The organism is Pseudomonas sp. Pse1 (assembly GCF_024519635.1).
In the GTDB taxonomy this organism is placed as follows: Bacteria; Pseudomonadota; Gammaproteobacteria; order Pseudomonadales; family Pseudomonadaceae; genus Aquipseudomonas.
In genome coordinates this window covers 145,338-164,340 of record NZ_JALJRO010000012.1, presented here as the reverse complement: position 1 = coordinate 164,340, position 19,003 = coordinate 145,338, and the positions used below count along the sequence as shown (strand labels likewise).

At 61.2% G+C, this 19,003-nt stretch carries 16 protein-coding genes; 11 read left to right on the top strand and 5 right to left on the bottom strand.

Annotated elements, in window-relative coordinates; all coding sequences use genetic code 11:
* Positions 1–12: 12 nt before the first annotated feature.
* The 5 genes from NR126_RS18720 to NR126_RS18700 all read left to right on the top strand — a co-directional run bounded on the left by NR126_RS18720 (position 13) and on the right by NR126_RS18700 (position 5,714).
* Positions 13–1,089, top strand: a complete 1,077-nt coding sequence (locus NR126_RS18720) for a putative 2-aminoethylphosphonate ABC transporter ATP-binding protein (RefSeq protein WP_027616961.1) — start codon at positions 13–15, stop codon at positions 1,087–1,089.
* Entirely contained in the window at positions 1,089–2,813 is a 1,725-nt protein-coding gene (locus NR126_RS18715) for a putative 2-aminoethylphosphonate ABC transporter permease subunit (RefSeq protein WP_256830832.1), read from the top strand. Before NR126_RS18720 ends, NR126_RS18715 begins: the two co-directional genes overlap by 1 nt.
* Before the next feature lie 40 nt (positions 2,814–2,853).
* Positions 2,854–3,879: a putative 2-aminoethylphosphonate ABC transporter substrate-binding protein gene (locus NR126_RS18710; protein ID WP_027616963.1), complete on the top strand. Its 1,026-nt coding sequence runs from the start codon at positions 2,854–2,856 to the stop codon at positions 3,877–3,879.
* Between the two features lie 144 nt (positions 3,880–4,023).
* Positions 4,024–5,157, top strand: a complete 1,134-nt coding sequence (locus tag NR126_RS18705; protein WP_256830831.1) for a TIGR03364 family FAD-dependent oxidoreductase — start codon at positions 4,024–4,026, stop codon at positions 5,155–5,157.
* Complete coding sequence (locus tag NR126_RS18700; RefSeq protein ID WP_027616965.1) at positions 5,157–5,714, top strand: phosphonate degradation HD-domain oxygenase; 558 nt, start codon at positions 5,157–5,159, stop codon at positions 5,712–5,714. The genes NR126_RS18705 and NR126_RS18700 overlap by 1 nt, the downstream gene beginning before the upstream one ends.
* A 3-nt stretch (positions 5,715–5,717) precedes the next feature.
* On the opposite strand, the gene NR126_RS18695 is transcribed toward NR126_RS18700, so the two are convergent.
* Together NR126_RS18695 and NR126_RS18690 are read right to left on the bottom strand one after the other, a co-directional pair.
* On the bottom strand, positions 5,718–7,103 hold the full coding sequence (locus NR126_RS18695) for a GTPase/DUF3482 domain-containing protein (RefSeq protein WP_027616966.1): 1,386 nt from the start codon (positions 7,101–7,103) through the stop codon (positions 5,718–5,720).
* Complete coding sequence (locus NR126_RS18690; protein WP_256830830.1) at positions 7,096–8,466, bottom strand: DUF2868 domain-containing protein; 1,371 nt, start codon at positions 8,464–8,466, stop codon at positions 7,096–7,098. The genes NR126_RS18695 and NR126_RS18690 overlap by 8 nt, the downstream gene beginning before the upstream one ends.
* Positions 8,467–8,552: 86 nt before the next feature.
* Between NR126_RS18690 and NR126_RS18685 the strand changes: the two genes are divergently transcribed.
* A complete protein-coding gene (locus NR126_RS18685; RefSeq protein WP_256830829.1) occupies positions 8,553–9,065 on the top strand; it encodes a dihydrofolate reductase in 513 nt (170 codons plus the stop codon).
* Between the two features lie 105 nt (positions 9,066–9,170).
* Here NR126_RS18685 and NR126_RS18680 read toward each other — a convergent pair whose 3' ends face one another.
* Positions 9,171–10,562 carry an L-cystine transporter gene (locus NR126_RS18680; protein WP_256830828.1) on the bottom strand — a complete coding sequence of 464 codons (1,392 nt, stop codon included), beginning with the start codon at positions 10,560–10,562 and terminating at the stop codon, positions 9,171–9,173.
* 241 nt (positions 10,563–10,803) lie between these two features.
* On the opposite strand from NR126_RS18680, the gene NR126_RS18675 reads away from it, so the two are divergent.
* The 5 genes from NR126_RS18675 to NR126_RS18655 all read left to right on the top strand — a co-directional run bounded on the left by NR126_RS18675 (position 10,804) and on the right by NR126_RS18655 (position 15,484).
* On the top strand, positions 10,804–11,859 hold the full coding sequence (locus tag NR126_RS18675) for a haloacid dehalogenase-like hydrolase (RefSeq protein WP_256830827.1): 1,056 nt from the start codon (positions 10,804–10,806) through the stop codon (positions 11,857–11,859).
* Positions 11,860–12,085: 226 nt separating this feature from the next.
* A complete protein-coding gene (locus NR126_RS18670; RefSeq protein ID WP_256830826.1) occupies positions 12,086–13,510 on the top strand; it encodes a PAAR domain-containing protein in 1,425 nt (474 codons plus the stop codon).
* Positions 13,507–14,106, top strand: a complete 600-nt coding sequence (locus NR126_RS18665; protein WP_256830825.1) for a hypothetical protein — start codon at positions 13,507–13,509, stop codon at positions 14,104–14,106. Before NR126_RS18670 ends, NR126_RS18665 begins: the two co-directional genes overlap by 4 nt.
* The gene (locus tag NR126_RS18660; RefSeq protein WP_372826841.1) at positions 14,103–14,729 is read left to right on the top strand and encodes a hypothetical protein; all 627 of its coding nucleotides are present in this window, start codon (positions 14,103–14,105) and stop codon (positions 14,727–14,729) included. Before NR126_RS18665 ends, NR126_RS18660 begins: the two co-directional genes overlap by 4 nt.
* A gap of 467 nt (positions 14,730–15,196) precedes the next feature.
* A complete protein-coding gene (locus tag NR126_RS18655) occupies positions 15,197–15,484 on the top strand; it encodes a DUF6124 family protein (RefSeq protein WP_256830824.1) in 288 nt (95 codons plus the stop codon).
* Positions 15,485–15,541: 57 nt separating this feature from the next.
* On the opposite strand, the gene ilvD is transcribed toward NR126_RS18655, so the two are convergent.
* Together ilvD and NR126_RS18645 are read right to left on the bottom strand one after the other, a co-directional pair.
* Positions 15,542–17,383 (bottom strand): dihydroxy-acid dehydratase, encoded by a 1,842-nt coding sequence (gene ilvD / locus NR126_RS18650; protein WP_027616973.1) that lies wholly within the window; start codon positions 17,381–17,383, stop codon positions 15,542–15,544.
* Positions 17,384–17,677: 294 nt separating this feature from the next.
* The gene (locus tag NR126_RS18645; protein ID WP_105753692.1) at positions 17,678–18,901 is read right to left on the bottom strand and encodes an MFS transporter; all 1,224 of its coding nucleotides are present in this window, start codon (positions 18,899–18,901) and stop codon (positions 17,678–17,680) included.
* Between the last annotated feature and the right edge of the window lie 102 nt (positions 18,902–19,003).

Below are 19,003 nucleotides of genomic sequence, written 5' to 3'. Positions count from 1 at the left end.
TGAGGTCCGTCCATGAACCGTTCCGTCGCCACAGCCCTGACCCACCCCGGTATCCCGATGCGGGTGCGCGGTATCGAAAAACGCTTCGGCGCGTTTACCGCGCTGGATCATGTGTCGCTGGACGTGGCGGCCGGCGAGTTGGTGTGTCTGCTCGGGCCTTCGGGCTGCGGCAAGACCACCTTGCTACGCTGTATCGCTGGCCTTGAGCGTCAGGACCGCGGTGAGCTTTACCTGGGTGAGCGCGACGTTTCGTTGCTGGCACCCCAGGCGCGGGACTACGGCATTCTGTTCCAGTCCTACGCGCTATTTCCCAATCTCAGCGTCGAAGCCAACATTGCCTACGGCCTGGCCGGCAGTGGTCGCGACGAAGTGCGCAAGCGTGTCGCGCAGATGCTGGAGTTGGTGGGCCTGACCGGCAGCGAGAAGAAATTCCCCGGCCAGTTGTCCGGCGGCCAGCAGCAGCGCGTCGCTCTGGCCCGCGCCCTGGCGCCAGCCCCTTCGTTATTGCTGCTCGACGAGCCGATGTCGGCCCTTGATGCCCGGGTGCGCGAGCATCTGTGTACCGAGTTGCGTCAATTGCAGCGCAACCTCGGCATCACCACCCTGATGGTCACCCACAATCAGGACGAGGCGATGCTGATGGCCGACCGGATTGCCGTGATGAACAACGGCAAGGTCGAGCAGTACGCCACCCCGCAGGAAATCTACAACCGTCCGGCCACCCCCTTCGTCGCCGAATTCGTCGGCCAGGGCAACTGGTTGCCGTTCCAGCGCAGCAGCGACAGCCACGCCCAGGTCGGCGGCATGCCGGTGCGCCTGGCCGACAACAGCGCCAAGGCCGCGTCGGGGCGCTTGTTCTGCCGCCCGGAAGCGATCAGCGTCAACCCGGCGGTGCACGAGGAAAACCTGTTCCCGGCCAAGGTTCGCGAAATCACTTTCCTGGGCAATCGCTGCCGGATGAGCTTCGAACTCAACCATCTGCCGGGTCATGCACTGCTCGCCGAATTAGCGCCTGAAGCCATGCCACGCCTTGGCGCCCAGGACATCATGGTTGCCTTGCCGCCGCGCAGCCTGCAGGTGTTTGCCTGATGAGCGCGCCCGTTGCCCTGCCGCTGGCGCACAAGCAGATTCGCCAGAGCTCCCGTGCTGAAATCGGTGACCGTTTGTTCGTGGTCGGCGGCAAGCTGCTGCTCCTGTGTTTGCTCGGCGTTGCGGTGTTGATGCCGCTGCTGGCGATCTTCTGGCGTGGTTTCAGTAACGATGCAGGGCAGGGCGGTGGCTGGGTCGCGGCCCGGGAACTGCTGAGCAGCGCCAACTTTCACTGGTTGCTCGGTAACAGTCTGAAGGTCGCGTTCAGCGTCGCCGCCATCGTCGTACCGCTGGCCTACCTGTTTGCCTACGCCTTGCAACGCACGCTGATTCCCGGCAAGGCGGTCTGGCGTGGCCTGTCGTTGCTGCCGTTGATGGCGCCGTCGATGCTGCCCGGGATCGCGCTGGTCTACCTGTTCGGCAACCAGGGTCTGTTGCGCGGGCTGTTCTCGGACAACATCTATGGCTTCTGGGGCATTGTCCTCGGCGAGGTCATCTACACCTTTCCCCATGCCTTGATGATCCTGCTCTCGGCGCTGTCCCTGGCCGATGCACGGCTGTTCGATGCCGCCTCGAGCATGGGCGCCAGTCCGGCCAAGGCGTTTCGCAGTATCACCTGGCCGGCGACGCGTCAGGCGGTGTTCGCCGCGTTCTGCCTGGTGTTCACCCTGACCATCACTGATTTTGGTGTGCCGGTGGTGGTCGGTGGCGACTATCAGGTGCTGGCGCTGGAAGCCTACAAGGCGGTGGTCGGCCAGCAGCAATTCGGCCGTGGTGCCTTGATCGGCATGGTGCTGTTGCTGCCGGCGCTGTTCAGCTTCGCCGTTGATGCCTGGTTGCGCCGTCGTCATGGTGATTCCATGAGCGGTCGGGCCCAGGTGTTCCAGCCGACACCCTCGCGCTTGCGGGATAGCTGCTACCTGGCGGTGGTGCTGTTGATCTGTGCGGTACTGCTGTTGGTGTTCGGCATGGCGGTGTATTCGTCGCTGGTCAAGTTCTGGCCCTACAACCTGTCGCTGTCGTTGAAGCACTACCAATTTGGCGACACCGCCGGCGGCGGCTGGCTGGCCTACGGCAACAGCGTGAAGATGGCCTTGTGCACGGCGTTGATTGGTAGCGTGGTGATTTTCACCGGCGCCTACCTGATGGAAAAAACCAAGGGCCAACGCGGCTTGAACCTGGCCTTGCGTATGCTCAGTTTCGTGCCGATGGCAGTGCCGGGTCTGGTGCTGGGCCTGGGCTACGTCTTTTTCTTCAACCTCAACGGCAACCCGCTGCATGTGCTCTACGGGACCATGACCCTGTTGGTGGTGTGCACCATTGCCCACTACTTGACCACCGCACAAATGACCGCGACCACCGCTCTGCGTCAGCTCGATGCGGAATTCGAAGCCGCCGCGCTGTCGCTCAAGGCCCCGCTGTATCGCCACTACTGGCGCGTCACGCTGCCGATTTGCCTGCCGGCGCTGCTGGACATCGTGCGCTACCTGTTCGTCTCGGCGATGACCACCGTTTCCGCAGCGATCTTCCTCTACAGCCCCGACACCATCCTCGCGGCGGTAGCGGTGCTGAACATGGACGACGCCGGCAACGTCGGCGGAGCTGCCGCCATGTCGACTTTGATCCTGATCACTTCGGTGGGCGTGTCCCTGCTCCTGGCCTGTGCTTCGCGCGGTTTGCTGCGCCGCTCCCAGGCCTGGCGGGTGACCGCGCCCGGCCACTGATTCCCTCAACCCCTGCTTCGCACCCAAAAGGAACCGCACCATGTTCAAGCCCCTGGCTCTAGCCGCTGCTGTCCTCACCGCTTTCAGCTTCAATGCGTTCGCTGCGAAAACCGAGCTGACTGTCTACACCGCGCTGGAAGCCGAGCAACTGAAGACCTACAAGCAGGCTTTCGAAGCGGCCAACCCGGACGTCGAGATCAAGTGGGTGCGTGACTCCACTGGGATCATCACCGCCAAGTTGCTCGCTGAAAAAGCCCGACCACAGGCGGATGCGGTCTGGGGTCTGGCAGCGTCCAGCCTGGCGATCCTCGATCAGCAAGGCATGCTGCAAAGCTACGCGCCCAAGGACCTGGGCAAGATCGGCGCGAACTACCGCGACGCCGCCAACCCGCCAGCCTGGGTCGGCATGGACGTCTGGGCTGCGACTATCTGCTTCAACACCGTCGAAGCCGAGAAGCAGGGCCTGAGCAAACCGGTGAGCTGGCAGGACCTGACCAAACCCGAGTACAAGGGCAAGATCGTCATGCCGAACCCGGCGTCGTCCGGTACCGGTTTCCTCGACGTCAGCGCCTGGCTGCAGACCTTCGGCGAGAAGCAGGGCTGGCAGTACATGGATGACCTGCATCAGAACATCGGCCAGTACGTTCACTCCGGCTCCAAGCCGTGCAAGCTGGCGGCTGCCGGCGAATTCCCGATCGGCATTTCCTTCGAGTACCCGGCCGTGCAACTCAAGCGCCAAGGCGCGCCGCTGGACATCATCCTGCCGAAAGAAGGCCTGGGTTGGGAGATCGAAGCCACCGCCGTGATCAAGGGTACCGCTCATGAAGAGGCGGCGAAGAAACTGGCCGACTTCTCCGCCAGCCCCGCGGCGATGGAGCTTTACAAAGAGAACTTCGCGGTGCTTGCCCAACCGGGGATTGCCAAGCCGCAGACCGAACTGCCGGCTGACTACGAGCAGCGCCTGATCAAGAACGACTTCGCCTGGGCCTCGAAGAATCGCGACGAGATCCTCAGCGAATGGCGCAAGCGTTATGACGGCAAGTCCGAGAAAGTGGCTGCCAAGTAAGATCTCTATTGGCTGATAGGGCCTCATCGCTGGCAAGGCAGGTCCTACGGGTTTTGCGTCGTGTGCAATTTTTCTGGAATATGCAAACCCCTGTAGGAGCTGGCTTGCCAGCGAAAAAGGTCCTGAATTTGGGACAAAAACTACATGACCCACCACAACGACCTGCTGATCATTGGCGCCGGCATCCTCGGCCTGTCCCATGCCTACGCTGCGGCCAAACGCGGTCTCAAGGTCCGCGTCTTCGAACGCACTGCCACGCCCCTTGGCGCCTCAGTGCGCAATTTCGGCCAGGCCCTGATCACCGGCCAGCCACCCGGGAAAATGCTGCAACTGGCCCAAGCCAGTCGCGAGATCTGGGGCCACTGGGCGCAAGTCGCCGGCCTGCAGCTCAAGCGCAACGGCTCTTATCTATTTGCTCGCAGCGAAGCCGAAGAGCAACTGCTGCAAGCCTTCTGCGAAGGTCGGGCGATCGAACATGGCTACCGCGTCAAACTGCTGCGCGGTGCCGCCCTGCATGCCTTGTACGACGGGCAGTTCAGCCATCACCGTGCGGCGTTGCACGGTCTCGACGACCAGCAACTGTATTCCCGTGAAGCGATCCCGGCGCTGATCGACTTCCTGCGTCGCGAACTGGGCGTGGAATTTCACTTCAGCACCCTGGTACGCGAGGTCGAGCCCGGCCGCGTTCACACCACCGCCGGCAGCTTCAGCGGCGAGCAGATCATTGTCTGCTCCGGCCACGACTATCAAACCCTGCTGGCCGAGCCGCTTGCCGCGCTCAAGCCGCAGGTCTGCCGTTTGCAAATGCTCCGCGCCCGGCCGCAGACCCCGCTCAACCTGCAGCATGCCGTGCTGACCGGCCTGAGCTGCGTGCACTACGGCGCCTTCGCTGACCTGCCGCAGGCGCAAGCAGTACGGGCGCAGATTCTGCGCGAGACGCCGCACCTGGATGAACACGGGATTCACCTGCTGATCAGCCCGACGCCCCACGGCGAGCTGATCATCGGCGACTCCCACCATTACGGCAGCGATCCCTCGCCATTCAACGCCGAGCAGGTGGACGACTGGATGATCGAACTGGCCGAGCAGACCCTCGGCTGTCGGGTGCAGGTGGTCGAGCGCTGGCAGGGCGTCTATGGTGCCAAGGGGCCGGCGCCGTTTTCGTTCCTGCAGGCCGCGCCGGGGGTGCATGCGGCGTTGATGCACACCGGCGTGGGCATGAGCGTCGGCCCGGCGCTGGCCGAGCGAAATATCCAGAGCTTATGGGGAGCGTGCTGATGCAACGCAGTGAACAGGTGGTCGCCGAAGTCTTCGCTCTTTACGAACGCTTCGGTGCCAGCGATTACATCGGCGAGCCTATATCGCAGATCGAACACATGTCCCAGGCCGCCGAACTGGCGATGGCCGAAGGGTATGACGACGAAGTGGTGCTGGCGGCGTTCTTCCACGACATCGGGCACATCTGCGCCGAGAACGCGGAAAACATGGGCGGCTTCGGCGTGGTCAGTCACGAGCGCCTCGGCGCTGACTACCTGCGCCGGCTGGGCTTTGGCGAGCGCATGGCGCGGCTGGTGGAGTATCACGTCCAGGCCAAGCGCTATCTGACCCTGACCGAGCCGGGTTACTTCCAGCGCCTGAGCGAAGCCAGTCGTCGCACCCTGGAATACCAGGGCGGGGTGATGACGCCCGGTGAAGCGCGGGCGTTCGAACAGGACCCGCTATGCGCCGTCAGCTTGCGCCTGCGCCACTGGGATGAGCAGGCCAAGGAAATCGGTGTGCCGCTGCTCGATCTGGCGACATTGAAAGCCAAGGCGCTGGGTGTGTTGGCTCACTAGAGATCAGGCCTCGATCACCTTCTGCGCCAGGGCCTCCACCTGTTCCTGGCGCTCGGCCTGGCTCAGCTTCGCCTGTGGATTGAGCGACGACCACTGCGGATGCGCTCGCGCCCGACTCAGGGCTTCCGGCAACTTGCCCTCGCGCCAGCCTTTGTCTTCAGGCGTCGCGACCTGGACGCTGTCCATTGCCGCATGCCCGCGTTGATCAAGGGCTTGCACCAGTTGTCGCTGACGCAGGGCCAACAGGCGCAGCACGTTGTCGTCGACGGTCAGTTCGCGCTGGCCCTTGAGCTTGCCCAGCAGCCGGCCGCCATAACTGCGTGCGGTCTGCAGGGCGCCGCCGGCAATCGCCCCGGCCAATGCCGCCGCGCCGAGGGTCAGGCCACCCACCAGCAAGTCGACCCCGGCGCCGGCCGCCGCGCCTGCAGCGATCCCGCCGCCGACTCTGACGCCAAGCTGCTTGAGAGTTTCCGGGTTGAACAGGTCATCGCCCCAACGTCCATCGAGCAGCGGTAGATCGCTGGCGGCGGCGTCCTGTGGGCGGAAGGCATACAACTTGAGCAGCGCTTCGACGCAGCGCTGTTCGCGTTGGCGGATGGCCTTGCGCAGTGCGCTGATCGCTTGCTGTTCCTGCTCGGCGTCACTGACCACGCTGCGGCGGCAGGCGGCGCAGTCGATCAGCAATTCGGCGATCAGTCGCGCCGCGCTTTGCCGGCGGGCCAGACGCTGGGCCTGTTGGTCGGCGATCAGTCGCTCCAGTTGCCCGCGCGCACTTTCCATCATCAGCGCCAGGCTTTCATACAGTCGGCGCTCGCCGTCCTCCGGCGGCGCCACGCTGTCGAAACGCACCAGCGCATGCAGACCGAGGCGGGCCAGGGCGTCGCGCCAGTCCGGTTCGCGATGGTTGGCGCTGCTGACGAAATTCAGTACCGGTAGCAGCGGTTTGCCGCACCCTGCCAGAACCTCCAGTTCGTCGCGATACTTGGCCAGCACCGGTTCGCGGGCGTCGATCACGTACAGCCCGGCATCCGACGCCAACAGCTGGCGCAGCACCTTGGCCTCTTGTTCGAAACGCTGGCGCGCCTCGCTGCCCTCGAGAAACCGCGCCAGCCGCGCCGGGCCGTCGAGGCGTTCGCCGGGGCGCTCCAGGTGTTCCAGATAGTCGAGCAGGGCAATCGCGTCTTCCAGTCCCGGCGTGTCATAGAGCTCCAGCAATGCCTCGCCATCGACCGACAATCGCGCACCCTCGACGTGCCGGGTGGTGCTGGGGCGATGGGACACTTCGCCGAAGCCGACATCGCGGGTCAGGGTGCGCAGCAATGAAGTCTTGCCGACATTGGTATGACCGACCACGGCCAGTTTCAGCGGTTTGTTATGGGCATCAGTCATGACCCGACTCCAGCCAGTTCATCGGTGCGCAATCGGCGAAGGGCAGGCCCAGTTGCTTCAGTGCGGCGTGCCAGTCGCCCAAGCGTTCGGCGTCCAGCGCCTGACCGGCGGGCGCTTGCAGCAGCCAGACGCGGCTGGCGGTGGCGTTGCGCGCCAGTTCGGCGATCAGCGCCAGGCTGCCACGGTCGGGGGAGCGTCTTGGGTCGCAGGCGATCAGCAGCCGCGCCGGCGGGAAGCGGGTCAGTTGTTCGAGGAGTTTTTGCCGCGACTCGCGGCTGTCGAGAATGCCGGCGTTCTTGACCGTCTTCGGCAGCGCCGGTGGCCACGGGCGCTGGTCGTCGAGTTCGATACCCACCAGCAACGCGCCGTCGCTGTGCAACCCATGGCTGCCGCCTTCGACCTGATGCAACTGTTGCGGCGCGGCATCACTGACGCCGAGGCGTTCGCTGCTGGGCATCAGTCGCTCACGCAGCTGCGCATAACCCGGCAGATTCAGGTCCAGGCGCAATTCGCCACGGCCGCTTTTCCAACGCCACAGGCACAGCAGCGTCAACAGCAGGCGCGGGATGATGCCGTACATCAGCAGCACGCCCACCAGCCAGCCGGCCCAGGCTTGCCGGGCGGTTTCGATGTTCAGCGCGGCATCGCCGCTGGCGCGGATCATTGCTTCGCTGGGAACACTGAAACCAAGCAACGCGGGCAGGGCGCCGAGGGCCTGGGTCAGGTTGACGAAGGTGGCGCCGCTGAGAATGGTGGTTTCCCAGACAAAGCCGTAACGCCGGGTCGCCAGCAGCGTCAGGACGATCACCAGCGCACTGACCAGGGCCAGCAGCCACAGACCGTTGACCAGCATGCCGAGCACCCAGCGGTTGAGTTTTTGCCGTTGCAGCAACAGCAGCAGGGCCGGCGCCAGGTGCGCAGCCTTGGCGTCGCGGGCGAGCTTTTCGCTGAGCCACATCCACAGGCGACCGAGGGTCGCGCCGTAGTCGCCGGCAAAGATCAGCCCGGACGCCCAACTCAGCAGCAGAATCAGGTTCAGCCCGAGCAGGCTGCCCAGGGCCCAGAACACATTGACCGGGCTCTGACCGTCGCCGAGGGCGGCAAAGGCCAGGCCGGCGCCGCTGACGATCGCCAGCGCCGCGAGGACGATCAGCGCCAGTCGCGCGCCTTGCAGCCAGTGTTGCAGGGCGCTGCTCAGGCCGTCGCGTTCGGCCAGCCACAGCGCTCGCGCCTGGATCCGTGTCGGCAGATCGCCGCCGGCAGTTCGGGCCAGGCGGTTGGCTTCCGAGTCCTCCAGGGCGCCGGCGTGTTCCTCGCGCAGGCGAATGGTTTCGGTCAGCCAGAGTGTGTGCAGTTCAGTCACGCGTCGTCCCGTCGCTCAGGTGAATGAATGAGCATAACCGCTGTGGCGCTTATCGGGGAAAGCATGGCTCTGGTATCCTCGGCGCCATGAAAAAATCACTCCCCCTCAGCCTGATCGCAGCCCTCGGCGAAAACCGTGTGATCGGCGTCGACAACAGCATGCCTTGGCATTTGCCGGGCGATTTCAAATATTTCAAGGCCACCACCCTCGGCAAGCCGATCATCATGGGGCGCAAGACCTGGGACTCTCTCGGTCGGCCGTTGCCGGGCCGGCTGAACATCGTGGTCAGCCGCCAACCTGACCTGCAACTGGAGGGCGCCGAAGTCTATCCGTCCCTCGAGGCCGCCGTGGCGCGGGCGCAGGAATGGGCGCTGGAGCAGGGTGTCGACGAGCTGATGTTGATTGGCGGCGCGCAGCTCTACACCCAAGGCCTGGCCCACGCCGACCGGCTGTACCTGACCCGCGTGGCCTTGAGCCCCGAGGGCGATGCGTGGTTTCCAGAGTTCGATGCGGCGCAGTGGAAGCTGGTGTCGGACACGCCGAATGCGGCGCAGGATGGCAAGCCGGCGTACAGTTTTGAGGTTTGGGAGAAAGCTTAAAAGCTTCGCGGGCAAGCGGAACGCCGCCCGGCCCTCTCCCACCGTTCACAACCCATTGCAGGAGCGGGCTTGCCCGCGAAGAGGCCCGCCCGGTCACCCTGGATCTCAGGCGTGCGCCAATTCCTCATGCTCATCGGCATCGAGCAATGCTTTATCGGTCTGCTGCATGATCTGGCTGGTGATCGCCCCGGCGGTCATCGAGCCGCTGACATTCAGCGCGGTGCGGCCCATGTCGATCAGCGGTTCGACCGAAATCAGCAACGCCACCAATGACACCGGCAAGCCCATGGCCGGCAGCACGATCAGCGCGGCAAAGGTCGCGCCGCCACCGACGCCGGCCACACCGGCCGAACTCAGGGTCACAATCGCCACCAGCGTCGCGATCCACAGTGGGTCCAGCGGGTTGATGCCTACAGTTGGCGCAACCATCACCGCGAGCATCGCCGGGTAGAGACCGGCACAACCGTTCTGGCCAATGGTCGCACCGAACGACGCGGCGAAGCTGGCGATCGACTGTGGGATACCCAGGCGGCGAGTTTGCGCTTCGATGCTCAGCGGAATGCTCGCTGCGCTGGAGCGGCTGGTGAAGGCGAAGGTCAGCACCGGCCAGACTTTGCGGAAAAAGCGCAGCGGGTTGATCCCGGCCAGCGCCACCAGCAGGCCGTGCACCACAAACATAAGGCCCAGTCCGAGGTAGGACACCACCACGAAACTGCCGAGCTTGATGATGTCCTGCAGGTTGGAGCCGGCAACCACCTTGGTCATCAGCGCGAGCACGCCATACGGCGTCAGCTTCATCACCAGGCGCACCAGACGCATCACCCAGGCTTGCAGGGTGTCGATGGCGTTGATCACTTTCTGACCTTTTTCCACGTCATCCTTGAGCAACTGCAGCGCTGCGACACCGAGGAACGCGGCGAAGATCACCACGCTGATGATCGAGGTCGGCTTGGCGCGCGCCAAGTCGGCGAACGGGTTCTGTGGAATGAACGACAGCAGCAACTGCGGAACATTGAGGTCGGCGACCTTGCCCGCGTAATCGCTCTGGATGGTTTGCAGGCGCGCCATTTCCTGGGTGCCGGCCACCAGGCCTTCGGCGGTGAGGCCGAACAGATTGGTCAGGCCGATGCCGATCAGCGCGGCGATCGCCGTGGTGAACAGTAGGGTGCCGATGGTCAGGAAGCTGATCTTGCCCAGGGACGAGGCGTTGTGCAGGCGCGCCACTGCGCTGAGGATCGAGGCAAATACCAGCGGGATCACGATCATTTGCAGCAATTGCACGTAACCGTTGCCCACCAGGTCGATCCAGCCAATGCTGGCCTTGAGGATCGGGTTGCCAGCACCGTAGATCGAATGCAGGGCGACGCCAAAGCCGACGCCCATGGCCAGTGCCAGCAGGACTTTTTTGGCCAGGCTCCAAGTGGTGTGGCGGGTCTGGGTCAGGCCGAACAACAGGGCGAGGAACACCAGCAGATTGAGGATCAGCGGCAGATTCATGACAACTCCAAAAAGACTTGTGCCAATCGCGATGCAAGGGCGATTGCGAACCGGTAAGCCTAACAGCTTGATTTCTATTGAATTAATATCAAAAAGGCAGGTCGACTGTCGTTTTTGGAATAAGGCCGTGGCGCTGTGGGTTATGTCGGTGGCGGAATCAGCACGCAAGCGGTCGCGCTCAGACGAGGACTGTCACACTTATTTGTTAGCGTCGATAGCTTTCATCCAGGGAGAAATGCACATGAAAGTCGCCGCGAAAGTGTTAGCCGTCGCCATGTGCCTGGGCCTTGCCGGCCAGGTGTCCGCCACTGATCTCAAGCACTGGCCCGAGGCCCAGGCCAAGCAATTGGACGCGATGATCGCGGCCAATGCGAACAAGGGTAACTACGCGGTGTTCGACATGGACAACACCAGTTACCGCTACGACCTGGAAGAGTCGTTGCTGCCGTTCATGGAGAACAAGGGCCTGATCACCCGTGAGAAACTCGATCCCTCGCTGAAACTGATGCCGTTCAAGGACACCGCCGATCACAAGGAAAGCCTGTTCAGTTACTACTACCGGCTCTGTGAAGTCGACGACATGGTCTGCTACCCCTGGGTCGCGCAAGTGTTCTCGGGCTTCACCCTCAAGGAGCTCAAGGGCTACGTTGATGAGCTGATGGCCTCCGGCAAGCCGGTGCCGAGCACCTATTACGAAGGGGATGTGGTCAAGACCATCGAGGTCAACCCGCCGAAAATCTTCACTGGGCAAGCCGAGCTGTACAACAAGCTGATGGAAAACGGCATTGAGGTCTATGTGATGACCGCCGCCTCGGAAGAGCTGGTGCGCATGGTCGCTTCCGATCCGAAATACGGCTACAACGTCAAACCGCAGAACGTCATCGGCGTGTCGATGCTGCTCAAGGACCGCAAGACCGGCGAGTTGACCACCGCACGCAAACAGATCACCGCCGGCAAGTATGACGAAAAAGCCAACCTGGGCCTGGAATTGACCCCGTATCTGTGGACCCCGGCGACCTGGATGGCCGGCAAACAGGCCGCGATCCTGACCTACATCGATGAGTGGAAAAAACCGGTGCTGGTAGGCGGCGATACCCCGACCAGCGATGGCTACATGCTGTTCCACGGCGTCGACGTAGCCAAGGGCGGCATCCACCTGTGGATCAACCGCAAGGACAAATACATGACCCAGATTAACGGCATGATGGCCAAAAACGCTGCGGCCCAGGCCAAGGAAGGCTTGCCGGTGACGGCGGACAAGAACTGGGTGATCGTCAAGCCGGAGGAGATTCAGTAACTCCGGCATCCCGCCGCTCCTGTAGGAGCGAGCCTGCTCGCGAAAAACCTTAGGGCGCCGCAGGTTGTCAGAATATGAGATCCAGGTGCGCTGACAGTCAGGTATTGGCGCACTTGGTTTCCGGCTTTACAGAGCCGTCCTACACCAAACAACGAAACGTCTGATTTAACTCCGGCATTGGCTCTTCTAGCGTGCGTCCTTTCGATCTGACAGGGACACATTTCGCATGAAGCGCCACCTCATCACCGTTGGGGCCAAAACCACCGTCGGCGGCGACGTACGCACGGGCACCGGATTTTTCAAGATCGAAGACCAGCCCGTCGCCTGTGAAGGCGATGAAGTCTATTGCCCGGCATGCGACAGCTACGGGGTCATCGCCTTCGACGGTCCCCATCTGAAAAACTCGTTCTACGGCCGCCAAGTCGCCCTCGACGGTGACCTCTGCCGCTGCAAGTGCGACCCGCCACCCCGGCTCGAAGCCAGCCAGACAATCTTCTCGGAAGTGTTCGAAAATGCCCAGGCGTTCGACCACAGCCGAGCCGCCACTCAATCATTCGCCCCCACTCCCGCCGCCCCGCGCTCCTTCAACGCCTCGCCTGCCGCAGCGTTCAGCGAGCAACCCACGCCATTCTGCGAAAACCTCTGGCGCAGCTACCAAATGCGCGCCGAAGCCATCGTCGCCCCGGGTGGCATCCTCATCGCCGACCCCAAAGCCCGCAACCGCGTGATCAATGCCGCCTACGCCAACCTCTGGCTGAAAGACCCACGCTTCCAATGGGCAGGGCTTGCGGCGTTTGCGTCGAAGCAGGTGGGGTGTGGGTTGTTGCATGCGGTGGAGTCGATCGAGAAGATCCAGGCCGAGCACCAGGCAGGACAACGCATGATTGATAGCGCTGAGCGGCGCTGGAAATTTCCTGGACTGACCCTCTTCGGCAAGACCGACAAACGAGCGCAACACGACTACGAACAAGCCCGCAGCAACAACCCGGTGCCAGGCGTCGACCTGCGGCGCGACGGCGAACCGCTATCGCTGGTGCAACAGCAACTGCAATTCGTCCACGACATGCTGGCGCTGGGTAATACCACGCTGTTTTTGGATGTGTATCCGTTGCATTTGTTTTATAGCGAGAGGGGGGTGGGGGCGTTTGAGGAGTGTTTGCCGTCGCGGAAGAATCTTTATGGGAATGAACGGTATCCGCTGTTGTGGCCGATTGAGCAGGAGAAGTTGGGTTTTGGATTCAACCACAAGGAAATTGGGCAGGCTTTTCATGCCATCGAGAATGGTGACGTAGCGAAAAGTGTGGACCATCTTGCCAGACACGAGCAGGTCAATATCTTGCAACCGTCGATGTACAGCGACGCTCGATTTGTAAGGTTGTTGCGAGGCAACCATGCATCCTATGTCACGGGTTTTCCGTCCGGCGCTGCACAAGCCATTGAGCTCACATTAGCTAGTCAGTGTCGGCGCGTCGATGACAGCCGTACTATTGGATTCGGCAACAATCCCCTGGCAGACCTATCCGATATCGACCAGCGCATGGCTTTTGTGCTCAAGGCTGCTGGGGAGTTTGATAGGCTGCTACAGGGTGCAGACCGTTATCTAATCGAACAGTCAATTCGGGATATTGCCGGCGGGCATGGTGTGCGATGAGCTGGCTCAAACGATTGGGTTGGCAGCGTGGTGTATTTGCAACTGCTGTGGCAGTCCTATTGTGGGCAGCATTTAGAGAGCCGGAAATTGCGTTGGTTATTGGCGAACCATATGAGGCCATGCGTCATCGCTCTAGCGCAAGCATTGGTCCTGCGATCCCAGGGCGTGCCTGGTTCAACATTCCCAAGTCAGATGCTCGTTTGAAATTTGTTGATCCTCAATACGGCTTCGTGACACCTCCGGCTCGTTTTTTCGCAGTTATGTTTGATGACGAGTTGGTCGACGGCGTTCGAATGTCTCCCCAAATCGAACCGCTCTTGCTCGATGACACCCTCAAGATTGTATTGGACCTACAAGACCAGTGGCGCAAAGCAGGTTGGAACCCAATCCGCATCAAAGATGATCCACCGTTTGCCGACACGCCCGAATGGCGCGCTCAATTACGAGGTGTAAAAAAAGGCGGCACCTCTTATTGGCAAGCAGGAAGCAAGTACCAAGCGATGTTGGTGGTAGGGCGATTCAGAGACGATAAGCGCCCGAGCGAGGAGCGATATCTCATCACGCTGGCTATAGCCGAGCCTTGGGTCCGGCCATGATCCGTGTTCGAGGTGTGCTGAAGAGTCCGATCAAACATGTGATTTGGCACACACGTATTTCGGTAATGGGCATCGCGGCTCTGTTGGCGGTAGTTGTGATCAAGGCGGTTTCGGTTGAGCCAGAAATCGCTTTGGTGATTGGTGAGCCCTACGAGGATATGCGCCAGCGATCCAGTGCATCCATAGGTGCTGCCGTTCCCGATGGTGTGTCTTTTTCCATTCCGCAATCAGATGCCCGTCTTCGTTTCACTGATCTCCAGTACGGATTTTTCACTCCTCAGGCTCGTTTCTTTGCGGTGTTTTACAACGATGGGTTGGTATACAGCGTGCGTATGTCTCCCCAGCTCGAGCCGCTTTTGCTCGACGACACTCTCAAGCTGATATTGGATTTGCAAGACCAATGGAGGCAGAAAGGCTGGCGAGCTATTCGTCCACCGATTGCTGACACGCCCTATTGGCGTGCTCGATTACAAAATGAGAGGAAGGGCGGTACAACTCGTTGGCAGGCAGCCAATCTTTATCAGGTCATGCTGAATGTGGGGCGCTTTGATGATCCCAAGCGTCCGAACGAGGAGCGATATCTTATTACCCTGTCGATCGCGGAGCCTTGGGTCAAACCATGATCCTGCAAATAGTCTGAGCAGCTCCGCAAAAACCTCGCATCTATCCAGTACCGGTTCACCCAGTGCGACGCCGCGCTTATGCCGGTTGTTCGTGCTGGGTGATTTCTCGCGAATCTGTGAGCGGCCCGTTGCCGACATTTCCAGTCACTCACCCCTGCGGTCACAATCTTGCGTAAAGGACTACGCCTACATCAGAATCGTCCGACTTGTGCGCCTTGTCCTCGGCCACTACCGTGATCCGTCGCTGAATATCAGCGATCGGGTTTGGTAGCCCGAGTGTGTGAGGTGCAAGGCAACACCTTGGGCAATGCTTTGTCATTGCTGCATTTATGGTGGCCATGCACAGGGCGCTTTCGGGCGCGCCGGATTCCTTACACCCCGGTCTACCAACCTGTGTATTGGCCGCCACCCTTCGTTTGGTAGCGAGGGTGATGGCTCCTTATCTATAGGTGTAAGGAGTTTTTCCCATGTTGAAGATCACCCCCGATCCTCCAGAACACAACGCCCCACTTTCCCGCGCTCACACCACTCCCCGCAAACCCTGCCGCACCTTCCTGATTACCCCTGGCCTCGACAATGAAGCCCTGTTGGCGCACGCCAGTGAGTCGCTGGCCTCGGCGCACGTCATGGCCAGTGATTTCGCCGGGTTGCTGGAAGGTCCGCAACGCAGCACGATGCTGGGTATTGCGCAGGTCATCATGCTGGGTGAGTTGGCGGTGAATCAGGCGCTGGATAATCTTGATCCGCACGATTGATACAGGCAAAAAAATGCCCCGCACGAGGCGGGGCATTTTTTGTTCAGCAGCTAGCGATCACAGCCCGTCAAGCATGGCCTTGTTGCGTACCGCGCCCTTGTCGGCGCTGGTGGCGAGCAGGGCGTAGGCTTTCAGCGCGGTGGTCACTTTACGTGGGCGCACTTCCACCGGTTTCCAGCCTTTCTTGTCCTGCTCAGCGCGGCGGGCGGCGAGTTCTTCGTCGCTGACCAGCAGGTTGATCGAACGGTTCGGGATGTCGATCAACACCTTGTCGCCGTCCTGCACCAGGCCAATGGCACCGCCGGCAGCGGCTTCTGGCGATGCGTGGCCGATGGACAGGCCCGAGGTGCCGCCGGAGAAGCGGCCGTCGGTCAGCAGGGCGCAGGCTTTGCCCAGGCCCTTGGACTTCAGGTAGGAGGTCGGATAGAGCATTTCCTGCATGCCCGGGCCGCCTTTCGGACCTTCGTAGCGAATGATCACGATGTCGCCGGCCTGCACTTCGTCGGCGAGGATGCCGCGTACGGCGCTGTCCTGGCTTTCGAAGATTTTCGCGTTGCCTTCGAACACGTGGATCGACTCGTCGACACCGGCAGTTTTCACCACGCAGCCGTCGAGGGCGATGTTGCCGTACAGCACGGCCAGGCCGCCTTCTTGCGAGTAGGCGTGTTCGAAGCTGCGGATGCAGCCGTTTTCACGGTCGTCGTCGAGGGTTTCCCAACGGGTCGACTGGCTGAATGCGGTCTGGGTCGGGATGCCTGCCGGGCCGGCCTTGAAGAAGTGATGCACCGCTTCGTCGTCGGTCTGGGTGATGTCCCACTTGGCAATGCCTTCGGCCATGGTCTTGCTGTGTACGGTCGGCAGGTCGGTGTGCAGCAGGCCACCACGGGCCAGCGAGCCGAGGATGCTGAAAATCCCGCCGGCACGGTGCACGTCTTCCATGTGGTACTTCTGGATGTTCGGCGCCACCTTGCACAGTTGCGGCACTTTGCGCGACAGGCGGTCGATGTCACGCAGGTCGAACGCGATCTCGGCTTCCTGGGCGGCGGCCAGCAGGTGCAGGATGGTGTTGGTCGAACCGCCCATGGCGATGTCGAGCATCATGGCGTTTTCGAAGGCCTTGAAGTTGGCGATGTTGCGCGGCAATACCGACTCATCGTTCTCGCCGTAGTAGCGCTTGCACAGCTCGACGATGGTGCGGCCGGCCTGCAGGAACAGCTGTTCGCGATCGCTGTGGGTGGCCAGGGTCGAACCGTTGCCCGGCAGGGCCAGGCCCAGGGCTTCGGTCAGGCAGTTCATCGAGTTGGCGGTGAACATGCCGGAGCACGAACCGCAGGTCGGGCAGGCGCTGCGCTCGTACTCAGCGACTTTCTCGTCAGAAGCGCTGGAGTCGGCGGCGATGACCATGGCGTCAACCAGGTCCAGGCCGTGGGAGGCGAGTTTGGTCTTGCCGGCTTCCATCGGGCCGCCGGAAACGAAGATCACCGGGATGTTCAGGCGCAGGGCGGCCATCAGCATGCCAGGGGTGATCTTGTCGCAGTTGGAGATGCAGACGATGGCGTCGGCACAGTGCGCGTTGACCATGTATTCGACGGAGTCGGCGATGATCTCGCGGCTCGGCAGCGAATAGAGCATGCCGTCGTGGCCCATGGCGATGCCGTCATCGACCGCGATGGTGTTGAATTCTTTGGCAACGCCGCCAGCGCGCTCGATCTCGCGGGCGACCAGTTGACCCAGATCCTTCAAGTGAACGTGGCCCGGTACGAACTGGGTGAACGAGTTGGCAATGGCGATGATCGGCTTTTTGAAGTCGTCATCTTTCATCCCCGTGGCGCGCCACAGGGCACGAGCACCGGCCATGTTGCGGCCGTGGGTGGATGTTTTCGAACGGTAATCAGGCATGGAGCACTCCGGGCGGCAAATCAGGTATCAAAGGGGAGTGAGCTTCTATTGACGTCTGGAACACCCGAAAAATGGCCGTGTGTCCGGACGTTGCCGCAAACGTGACGGGATCGCCGTGCGCATTGGCCTTGAGCTCATAAACCCGCCGGGGGATGACTGGCGATGAATAGCGTCGATTCTACACCGCTGGCGGCTGGAGGGAATGGCCGAAACCGTGAACACGGCGGCTTTGGGACGTGTGGAGTTGTAGGAGTGAGCTTGCTCGCGAAAAACGTCAACGATAACGCAGTGCTATTAGGTAGAACGCATTGGATGGCGTTTAGCGTAGATTTTGGCGTTGGTCAGCCAGCCCAAAAGGCTGAGGAGAATAAAGCTTATTGCGATAGTTACGAGCAGATATTTGCCCGTCTGCGCCAGTGCCGCGCTGCTGATGGCAGCTGTGAGGAACATGATGCTATTACCTGCTGACGCCGCCGTACCCGCGCTGCTTGAGAACATTGACATCGCTGCAGAAATTGCGGCGGGCCGCACGAGTGTTACGGCGAGGGCGCTTATTAGCATTGGGGCCAGCAAGGTCACGGGCGTGATGGCGTCAACATTGAGAGTCAGCGCTAACAGTACGCCGGCAACACAGAGCAATCCGAGGCCGATGTTGATTTGCCGGGACAGTGGAACACGTTTTTGCAACAACCCCGCGGCGACACCACCCAATAAATAGGCGATGCCGTACACCATCAACACCAGCGCGTATTGGTATTGGGATAGTTGCAAAGCGTCCATGAAAATCAGCGGTGTCACACTGATTAACGCGAAGTAACAGGCGAAGGCCAGAGAGGCGATCCACCAGTAGCGCAGGAAATTATGGTTGCCCGCTACGGCTTTCAGTGTGGCGATAATCGATAACGTCACGCGATGCGGGCTGGCGGACTTGGAGGGTAGGGTGGATATCGCATGGATCAGCATGCCCAGGGCCATCAAGGCGAATCCGTAGAAGCTCCCTTGCCAGTCGAATAAGGTTTGCAGCCATGAACCGATCAGCGGTGACAGGGCGACAAACGAGCCGCTCAGCGTCATGTAGTAGAGACGTACTCGCGCTCGATCCTGTTCCTCGAACAGATCTTCCACCAGAGCATGCCCCAGCACAAAAAAGCCGCAGCCTAAAGCCTGCACTGTGCGAAACAGCATGAAAGTCAGGTAGTCAGCGGCCAGTACACAGCCTATCGCTCCCAGGATCGACAGGCTGATACAAGCCAAAAGCACTGCCTTGCGTCCCCATTTATCCGAGAGTGGACCGACGACTAGTTGGGATATCGAGAAAGCCAGGGTGAACACGCTGATGGACAGCGCAATGTCGGCGCTGGTGGTATCGAAGTGGGTGGCGAGGGCTGGGAAAGACGGCAGCAGAATATTGATTGGGAAAAAGCTGATCAGCGAGATGCAGGTGATAAGGATGAATCGTGAAAGGTATTGTCGCCTGGATTCGTCACTAGCCGTGGGCGGTTGTGAGGACTTAGACATTATTTTTGTTTTCCGCAGGAAAGCCAGAAACCGATACTAATCTGCGAGGTGTGGAGTTCAATCAAAATGGGCGTGGGGTATTTCCCTTTTTTATGTAGGAAT